This is a genomic window from Kaistella sp. SH40-3 (assembly GCF_030686865.1).
Classification (GTDB): domain Bacteria; phylum Bacteroidota; class Bacteroidia; order Flavobacteriales; family Weeksellaceae; genus Kaistella.
The window spans coordinates 75440-85142 of the sequence record NZ_JAQYUS010000010.1; the positions used below are offsets into that span (position 1 = coordinate 75440).

The window sequence follows — 9703 nt, forward strand, 5'->3', positions numbered from 1 at the left end:
AGTTTTGCGGAATTAAATAATGATATCATTATTAAAAAAGTTCTTAGTAAAACAGAAGCAAAAGATTTTTAGTGATTCAAAACATTGTACAAAAAGAGATTTCGGAAGATATAAATCTTTTAAAGGAAGATTCGTTAACAAAAGTGAATGAATTTCGTGCTGAAGATTTAGTGTTTTGTCTTGCTCTGGATAAATCAAAATTTGTTGCTTATGGATATGGAAATAAAGACTTTGAAAATAAAATTCTTTTTTACATAAATACAATTGCAGTTCATCCGGAATATAGAAATCAAAATCTCGGCACCAGAATTAAGATTAGAATCATACCAGAAGCTTTAAAAAAAGAAGAATTTCAGTATATTAAAGCAATAACACAAGACTCTAATTTAATTACAAAATATATCAATTGTAAGTTGGGATTTAAAAAAGCATCTGAATCTTAATAAATATTTAAAATAAATTTCCAACAAAAACTAAACTATGAAAACATTTCGCCCAAATACGCTTGAAGAATTATTATCTTATAGCCAGTCAATAAGAAGAGATGGTTTATCTCCGTATTTAGCATTCTTTAGAGGCCAAATGAATGATTGGCCAATTAAACCAAGCATCACTAGAAACCCCGATCTTAGTGAAGATGAAATTCTTGAAAAAGAAAAAGGCTTTTTTGAAAATTATAATGAAGAAACATTAGAAATAAAGGTTTTAGAACATTTTGATAAAGACTACACCAAATATGCGCAGAAATGGCATAATCTGTTTCAAGCTCAGCATTTGGGATTTTACACAAGAATAACCGATTGGAGCCAAGACTTTAATAGCGCAATGTTTTTTGCAATTGATGATGAATCAAAAGCCTACATCGATAGTAATGGTGTAATATATCTGTATGAATGTCCTTATCATGGAGATCAATTAATTAATTTTCAACGAGAAGAAGATTACAAGTTTTTTGATCAAAATCCATTTGACCTTGATAAAGCTTATATGGTAAAACACCATTCTCAGTTTCCTGATGATTTCGAAAACTATGCCGGAGAAATCAGAAGATTTAGACAGGATGGAAGTTTCATTATTTCAACTTCAAAGGAGATTAACGAGCCAATTGAAAATATTCCTTACATTAATCACTATTTGACAAAAATTTTTATATCGCCATCGATAAAGGGAGAGATTTCCAACTATCTCGATGAAGGTTTTAAAGAGTTTATTTATTTTGCATCAACTGAAAACAACACGGAAGAGGTGGAAAGGATTAGAAGAATAACTATGGAAAGTAATAATAAAGTATATTGGGACAAATAAAAACAATTAAAATGTTTTTGAATAAAGATGAGATTAAAAAAGCTAATAACAAACTTTTATCTCAAAAAATTCCTCCTCAACAACGTGGATACGAGTTTGAAAGCTTGATCAATTCATTACTGTGTATTGAAAATTTGGAACCAAAGTCAAGTTATAAACCACTTGGTGAACAAATAGATGGATCATTTTTTTGGCAAGGTCAAACTTTTTTATTGGAGGCTAAATGGGTAAAAGATAAAATACCTGTTTCTAGTTTATACTCATTTAAAGGTAAACTGGATGGAAAATTTCATACTACATCCGGTATTTTATTGCTGTTAATGGGTATGGTAAAGATGTTGAAGAGGCTTTAAGGCTCTCCGAAGTCTCATGACTTCAAACGAGTTGCTCCAGTGGACAGCGGAATGCTTTGGCATTGGAATGAAGCAGTAAAAAAATATAAAGAACACGGACGACCACAACCAAAGCCATTAAAGAAATGAGAAAAGCGGCATATATAACTAAGCTTTTGTTTTGCGCACCGAGCAAGAAATGAAAACTAGGTTTAATAAAAAGAATTAGTCAGAACCATATAAAACTTTGCGTTTAAATGAAGCCAAAACAAAAACGCGAGAAAATATTCTATATTTTCTCGCAAAATTTAGATTGGGTTAAAAAGCACCATCAAATTAGATTTGAACCAGATTTCGAAAACGGATATATCTGTCCATTATGTATTGAAGTATTTTTCAAGGAGGATCTAAATGTTAATCTAAATAACTTCTTAACCTTAGAAGATGTTCCACCTGCGTCGCTTGGAGGAAAAGCAAGAATTTTAACTTGTAAAAAATGTAATTCGAGAAGTGGTCACAAACTTGATTCACATTTACTAAATGCGCTTTTAGAAGCTGATTCTAAATTATTTTTGCCCAATTCTGAAACTCTTTCAACCTTTGAAATTGATGGCAATGTAATAAATGGAAAAATAAAAATTGACAATGAAGGCAAATTTTTAATAGACTTTCAGAAACAATATTCAAATCCGCAAAGTAGTAAAGAATTTAAAAAGGGTTTATTTAATTCTGAAACAGTCTATAATCCAATTTTCTATCCAAATATAAGATATACAACTCGTTTCAAATCGAAAGAAATAACGATGAAGTTCAAAAAAACGTCTGATGAACGTAGAGCTGCAATTGCTTTGTTAAGAATAGCTTACTTACATGCATTTTCAAAACTTGGAAATAGCTTTATAATTAACAATAATCTGAAAATTGTACGAGAACAAATATTAAATCCTGAAAAAGAAATTTTACCAAAAATATTTTGGATAAAATATGAATTTCCAGAAGACTGTGAAGGTATAAATATAATAACATTGCCAAAAAAATTAAATTGTTATTTAGTAACATTCAGATTAATTACAAAAAGTATATCTCGACAATTTAGTATTGCATTACCTGGACCGAGTGAATTTGGGAGTGACATTTATAAAAATTTGGAAGAAATATTATGTGTTGGAGGTGGAACTGAAAAAGAAGGAATTACATTCGAAACACTTCCTGATCGCGATTATATAAAAGATGAGGATTTAGTTTTCGGAAGTCATTATTACTGGCAAGAATACACTAACGAATCCTATAAGCCTAGATTTCCTGAAAAATAGTAGCCAGTTTTCAATAACTTATAAAATATGCACAAGTACGACACTAATAGAGTTGAATTTTATTCAGAAGAAGATTTGGCAGGCGCATTTCAACTCTCAAAGGGAGAAAACATTTTAAGAAATAATTCGCAAGCTGATAATACAGATATAAATGATATTTTAGAATATCATCATATAAAAAAATATATTGACAATGCATTATATTTAAAAAATTGGACGAAAAAAGATATTTCAGATTTTCAACAAAAGTCAATTGAGTTTAGTGAAACGATAGGTCAATTTATTTCAAATATTAACAATGAAAACATCAATATCCTATATGAAAATGTGCTGAGAAATTATATTGATTCTTTTTGGGAATTAATAAATAATCATGAGGCATACAAAAGAATATCTAAAACTAATTTTAGAAATATTTTATTATTAGAACCTTTTCTAATACGCAACATTTTAACACACAAAAGATTAGTTGACCATTATGACAAAGAAATAAGAGATTTCTTGCTAAATGATACACAATCTGCAGAAATTTTACTTTCTATTTATGAAGTAAAAGATGATTATAAAATGTTTCTTCCTAAATGCCTCACCATTGATGACAAAGAAAAAATTATTTCAAATTATTTAGATGAAACTGATACTAATTTAAATTATATTGGACTTATCCAAAACGCTAAAAATAAAAATGATTTCAAAATTTCTGACAGAACAAGATTAAAAGCAAAACGTTTACATAAAAGTATAACAGATAAATTTTTTGAAGGAAATCAAGGAATTAAATATGGGGTTTCTATCAGTTTTCCAAAAAATGCTACAAAAATAAAAGATGGCAAAATTGACGAGGATGATTATGTGCATTATTCTTATAGTGCAGACTTTATTCTGAAAAATAATAATCCATATGTTTTATTTCAAAATTTTGATATTCTTTTTGAATATATTGATGAACAGAAAAGAATTGATCTTGTTAGTAAGAGAAGTCAAATCAGTACCATAGAGGAGATTATGGGAGTCCGTTCGGAAAATGAGTATTGGGGTGGAACCGCTTTTTCATTATCAGAAATGACATCACAAGGTCAGATATTTGGTTATAGCAAAGTTTTGTACGAAATGGAAACTTCCATAGAAGATATTCTACAATTTATTTTTACTGTAGCATTACAAGAAAAATATAACTTTGCCAATAACGTACATTTCTCAATTCCATTATCAACAAATTCATATCTTGAAAAAATAAGGTTGATGGCACCTGAATTTGAATCAATACTAAAACAGTACAAATTATACGTAGAAGATAGAGTAATTGATTTTGAGTTATTACAGATTTCTTCGTCAGCTACTACAATTAAAAATATTCCAAGTTTAAACTCAAATAAATATATTTATTTTAACGAACAAAATAAGGAAATGGTTGGATGTTCAAATATCTTTTTTTCTGGTCAAACTCTTCTTACCTATATTGATCCTTTTAAGGAAAAAAAATATCGTTGTTTTTTTGATTTACTAGCAAATGAATCAGTAAATTTTGATAATTATGCAGAACATCAAAAACCTCAACTAAATTATCTAATTGAAAAGCGATTCATAAAAATAGATAGCAGTAATCTTATTCAAATCACAAACTTTGAAAGACTATATATTTTTAAAGATTTGCATGAGAATGAATTTGCGTCATTTCATCACTATCCCTTACATTTTCAAAAAGAGGCTCTACAAATGATAGCTGAAAATATTATTTATTTTGAAAGTTCATTGTTTTCAAAATCAGAACAAGCATATTTTAATTATTACTTAAACAAAAGTGAATTTACAAATGGATTAGATTTGAGAAACAGTTATTTGCACGGTACACAAGCAAATCCAGATGAAGTTGAAAAGCATGAATTTTCGTATTTTATCTATTTGAAATTGCTTGTTTTATCAATGTTTAAAATAGAAGATGACTTGGCTATTTTTAAAGAAAATAAAATATTAGCCCAATTAAATAATTTGTGAACATTAGTAGGAGAAAACAAACTTCTTCCCCCTTTCCAAAGTCTCCTGAATTTTCAGTTTTTTTCAGAAACTCTGAGGGGAGTTGGGCTTCATTGAAAAAAAAGGAGTACCGGTTCGGTTACGGCACCGGGTATTTTTTTAAAATCAAATTATGTCAGTTTTTGAACAAAGGCCAAATTATAAAATCTAAAGATTAACCCGATAGTGAGGCTTAGAATAGTGTCCTGTCTTCGTTATCGTTTTTTATATAGAATCAGATTTTCCCTAATGTAATATGCCTTCGAAGAACCGAGATCAATCATCAAATTTAAAAACCATAAGAATTCATCCAACAATGATTCATCTTCTTTTATTATTTTAATTTTGTCTTTAAAACATTTCATTATCAGCTTTTCCCCGTAGTAATAATTTACGTCTATAAACTGTTTAGTGCCGGACTTTAACTGATTGGTTAAAGCTTTAATTCCAAGTGGCATCAAGCTTTGGAAACCAATCCCAGACAACAGTTGCATTAAAGCTTCAATATTGATAAAACTCAGTTTATTTATTTTCTTTAAATAGACATTTGATTTCGTTTTTTCTTTCAGCACAGACCAATTATCTGCTTCCGCTTTCCACTTACCAAAAAATAGAAACTCCTGATCGAATAACTTTGTTTCATCTTTAATTTTTAAATAAAGTATATCCCAATATTCCCATAAATTATTTAACATTGTTTCAGATTCACTATTACTATCAACCTTATAATAAAACCATTCTACTGTATCTTTAATGTATTTTATCACATCATGTTGTTCACGGTTTGCAGGTTTGAAATTAATCCCTGTATCAATTAAAAATTCAAAAAATAACTTTGTCCTTTCATTAAAAGGAATTTCAAAAAGAAAGTCAACAACAGTTCCTTTTATGGCAGAACCTATTTTATGAAAGTTATACCTTTCCTTTGCGAATAGATATGATTCTATTTGGGCATTAAATATTTTCTCAAGAAAATTATATGAAAAATCATATTCTTTATATTTTGGGAAAATATGTATTGCTTTTTCTAAATCCCAGTGAGAATATTTATTGTAACTCAAATCTGCAAAGTTATATTCTGCTTCATTCTTCTGAATAAAATCTAAAATTCCTTTTTCTTCACTTTGAATTTTTTTAACGTCTTTTTTTGAATATTGGATATGTTTTTTATATTTTTTATTAAATTCAGAATATAAAATTAATCCAATGAAAGAGTTGTAAGCAAATTGGTAGTCTACGTCCCAAACAACTTTATTAAATGAGTTATACAAATGTTTTAGATGAATGTCTTTTTCAGGATGAATATCTCTAATGAATAAAAAAATAAGATTTCTAATTTCATCAATTCTTTCCTCATTAAATTTATTTTTAAATAGGAGTAAAGTGGGAAGTGAATGATAAACCGAATCGTTATCATAAATACTTATAGAAGAGTAGAGACTTTCATAATCGCGTTCGCTTGTCTTCCTCTCATAGAGCTCTTTTGCAATTTTTAAAATAGTATTTATACAAAATTCAAATTCATCAGTGCTTAATTTACTTCTAAATAGATCCAATCCTAGTGTTGCTAAAGTACCAATTGGAAATGGACTCAAATTATGAAAATCAGGCGTTCCAGTTTTTTTAAAGTATTCTAAACTTTCTAGCCAATATTCATATGAAATACTTTCTTCTGACTTTTTTTGAAAAGTTTGTGCAATCCATAACGTATATTTTGAATATTCATTCTGAATAATACTTAGTTTTTCATTACGCTTCATTTCCCTTTCTAAAGAAACATCGACTGAATAATTTGGAGATATTTGTATAGATTTTTTGCCTTCATATTCAACTTCTTCCACTTTTTGTTTTCTACGATCTATTTCTGATAATAATTTTAAAAAATATACATCTCCTTTGTCGTGTTTATTTTCTAAAGCATCAATCATTTCAAAAATTTTTCCTTCCAAATTTCCATAGAACAACTGATAGTGAATTAAGAAGCCCGTTAAACCTTTATTATACTTCTGCCTATGTTCCCATTTTAGTGCTTCTTTTCTTTCATCATCACATAAATCTGCTTCCCAAGAATAATTTGGTAGTTCAAATAGTGATTTTTCCAAGTAATCATTTGACCATCGACTTCTATCCCAATCGAAAATATTTTTATCCGATATAAGTGGTAAAATTTTATCGCCGACCTTTGTAGGATACGCCATTATAATACTTGAAACAACTGATATGAGAATGACAGAATTACTTTTAGTGTAAATTTTATCAAAAAAAGACTGAATAATTTCATCAACTTTTTCCGCTTCAATTTTGCCTATTTCGTATAAATACCTTTCCAAAGCAACAACAATTGACTGCAATAAATAAGGAACTGTGGTTTGACCACCTCGATTAACTGACCACAAATATGTAGATCCATAAATAGTATAACTTTTTTTGTTATAAAAGATTTCAATAGGTGTTATGTCATCTGCAGTTCTTGCAAAACCATCTTCTTTTAAAAAATCTGATTTAACGTAATATTCAACAGAGTAATTTGTAAATTCTATAATAAAATCTAATGCTTTCCAAGGATGAGATTTTAGCAGTTTGTAAATGAATGTCTGATAAGTACTTTGAGGAAAATAACTAAAATCATGCTTAGTAGTTAAACCAAAATGATGTTCAATGCCGGTTTCATAATGTGCAAAGCCAAACCGGCTGTTAGATATTACTTTTTTATATTTCCATTTAAGATTGGCTAACTCGATAAGTTCATTGGGGAAGAATTCTGGTAAGGTTCCGGAATGAAAATGAGACAAAGCATATTTCATCTGCTTCTCTTTCTTATCTCTTATTTTGTAATTTTCCTCTTCAGCTTTAATAGATAAATTATCGAGCAATATTTTTATTTCATCGGGAATGTATTTCGCCAATTTATAGAGTAATTTTATTCCTTTTTCTGTTAGTGAATTACTTTCTCCTGCATTCATCCAATCTGCACCTTCCTCAAAATTATTTAAAATCTTATCAATAATTTTACCGACATACTTTGGGGTATCTAAATTGGTAATTGTTCCAAAATATAGAATATTTTCCCAGTCATATAAAAACCTTAATATTTGAACGTCTATTTCTGAAACCTCGTCAATATTTTCAAACAAAAATTTTATGACAACATCCCACCCCTTATTATTGGGAGATTGATTAAAATTTTTCCCACTGATTTTAAGTAAGTGGATTACTTTTTTAAGTAGATTTAAATCATCTTCTAAAAGTTCATCTTTATTCTCAATAAAAAATTTATTGCACAAATCAGACTTAATAATTGCTATTAAAATCTCATCTTTCCAATGGTTTTCGATTGAAGTACTATTAATAGTCTCAAGCACAAAATTGTATATCCAACCTTCAGATTCTTCAATTTTCGATTCAACCCATAATCTAAACCCCCTTCTAATAGCAGGTTCGGTAGATAACGATGTATAAAATGTATTAATTTTAGGATTTTCTATTTTCAAATTATTTACATACCTAACCAATCCCCAATCTTCAAAAATATCGTGGGACGGAGCATATAAATTATTTTTCTCAAACAAAACACCATCAGCTTTTAGCTTATATACTGTTAGTGAATCAAATTCTTTTGTAGCTGTTAATAATGTAAGATTTTTTGCTCTTTTTACAGCAATGTCTATAAAAGTATTTTGTCTCTTTTCTTCATATATAGCGTTATTTCCACCAACTACATTTTTCCAAAGTTGTCTTTTAAATTCAATTACGTCAATAATTGATAAGTCTTCATTTGTAACTGAAATAAGTTTATCTGCCAAAGACAGATATTTAGGTATATTGATAATTTCGGCAAGATTTTCATTACGAACTATGCTTTTAAGCGCAGGAATTTGGTTAACGAAGTAATCTAATTCTTCGTCAGTAAGTTGAGGAACATTTATGTTTGTTGAGTTTTTTTGTAATAACTGCTTGTCAAAATAATTAAACTTTAATGTCTCTAAAGCATAACTTCTGCAAGTAGTAATCAATTTGATATCCTTGTTTTTTCTTAGAATTGCGAGTAACTCCTTAAATGCTTCTGCATCTCCCTCCAGTAATTTTTCAAAACTATCAATATATACTAACCTATTTGAAAATTCTTTAAATTCATTGAATACTTCTTCTATACTCAAATCAACATTAATTTCATGTAAAGTATTAATAAGAGAGCTTTTTAAAAACTGGTCGGCTGCAAAAGAAATTACACAAGTATTATCAAGTGATTCTAAAATTTGTTTAGCATAAGCTGATTTACCTGAACCTGCTTCTCCGTCAATGAAAATAAATTGATTTTCATTAATCAATTCTGAAATAGATAAATCAACTAGGTCTCTTTTCAGTTGTACTCCAGATATATTTGATTGGATTTTATTTAAAACGTTTTTTGTTTGTTCAATTATGCTTTTTAACCGTGCTTCCTTATTTTCAAGATTAATAATTACCTTTTGGATAAAATTATTGTCCCCATTGATAAAATCGCCTCCCTCCGTATTAATAGCAGAATTGTTAATAATATTTTTACCCGACTCCATTAATTATGATACTTGATTACTGTCTCCATTAATAAAATTTCCACCTCCAGTATTTACATTTCCAGTAATTATATTTTTGCTACCACTTATCTTGTTTCCAACTTTTGACAGTTTATCTAAAAGTTCATTAAGATAGTTTTGATATTCAGGATTATCCTCAATAGAATTTTCGACCAATGTCTTA

At 28.5% G+C, this 9703-nt stretch carries 7 protein-coding genes; 5 read left to right on the forward strand and 2 right to left on the reverse strand.

The features are described 5' to 3' along the window. Nucleotides 1-71: 71 nt before the first annotated feature. From PUH65_RS13930 to PUH65_RS13950, 5 genes are all read left to right on the forward strand, one after another. Nucleotides 72-443 (forward strand): GNAT family N-acetyltransferase, encoded by a 372-nt coding sequence (locus PUH65_RS13930; RefSeq protein ID WP_305520825.1) that lies wholly within the window; start codon nt 72-74, stop codon nt 441-443. Nucleotides 444-480: 37 nt separating this feature from the next. Then, nucleotides 481-1305, forward strand: a complete 825-nt coding sequence (locus PUH65_RS13935; protein ID WP_305520824.1) for an FRG domain-containing protein — start codon at nt 481-483, stop codon at nt 1303-1305. A gap of 11 nt (nt 1306-1316) precedes the next feature. Continuing rightward, nucleotides 1317-1658, forward strand: a complete 342-nt coding sequence (locus tag PUH65_RS13940) for a hypothetical protein (RefSeq protein WP_305520823.1) — start codon at nt 1317-1319, stop codon at nt 1656-1658. 236 nt (nt 1659-1894) lie between these two features. Further along, nucleotides 1895-2950, forward strand: a complete 1056-nt coding sequence (locus tag PUH65_RS13945) for an HNH endonuclease (RefSeq protein ID WP_305520822.1) — start codon at nt 1895-1897, stop codon at nt 2948-2950. A 27-nt stretch (nt 2951-2977) separates the two neighbouring features. Beyond that, nucleotides 2978-4945, forward strand: a complete 1968-nt coding sequence (locus PUH65_RS13950; protein WP_305520821.1) for a hypothetical protein — start codon at nt 2978-2980, stop codon at nt 4943-4945. Between the two features lie 233 nt (nt 4946-5178). On the opposite strand, the gene PUH65_RS13955 is transcribed toward PUH65_RS13950, so the two are convergent. Then, nucleotides 5179-9519 carry an ATP-binding protein gene (locus PUH65_RS13955; RefSeq protein WP_305520820.1) on the reverse strand — a complete coding sequence of 1447 codons (4341 nt, stop codon included), beginning with the start codon at nt 9517-9519 and terminating at the stop codon, nt 5179-5181. Between the two features lie 3 nt (nt 9520-9522). Then, nucleotides 9523-9703 (reverse strand): hypothetical protein (locus PUH65_RS13960; RefSeq protein WP_305520819.1); only part of this gene is annotated, 181 nt, incomplete at its 5' end.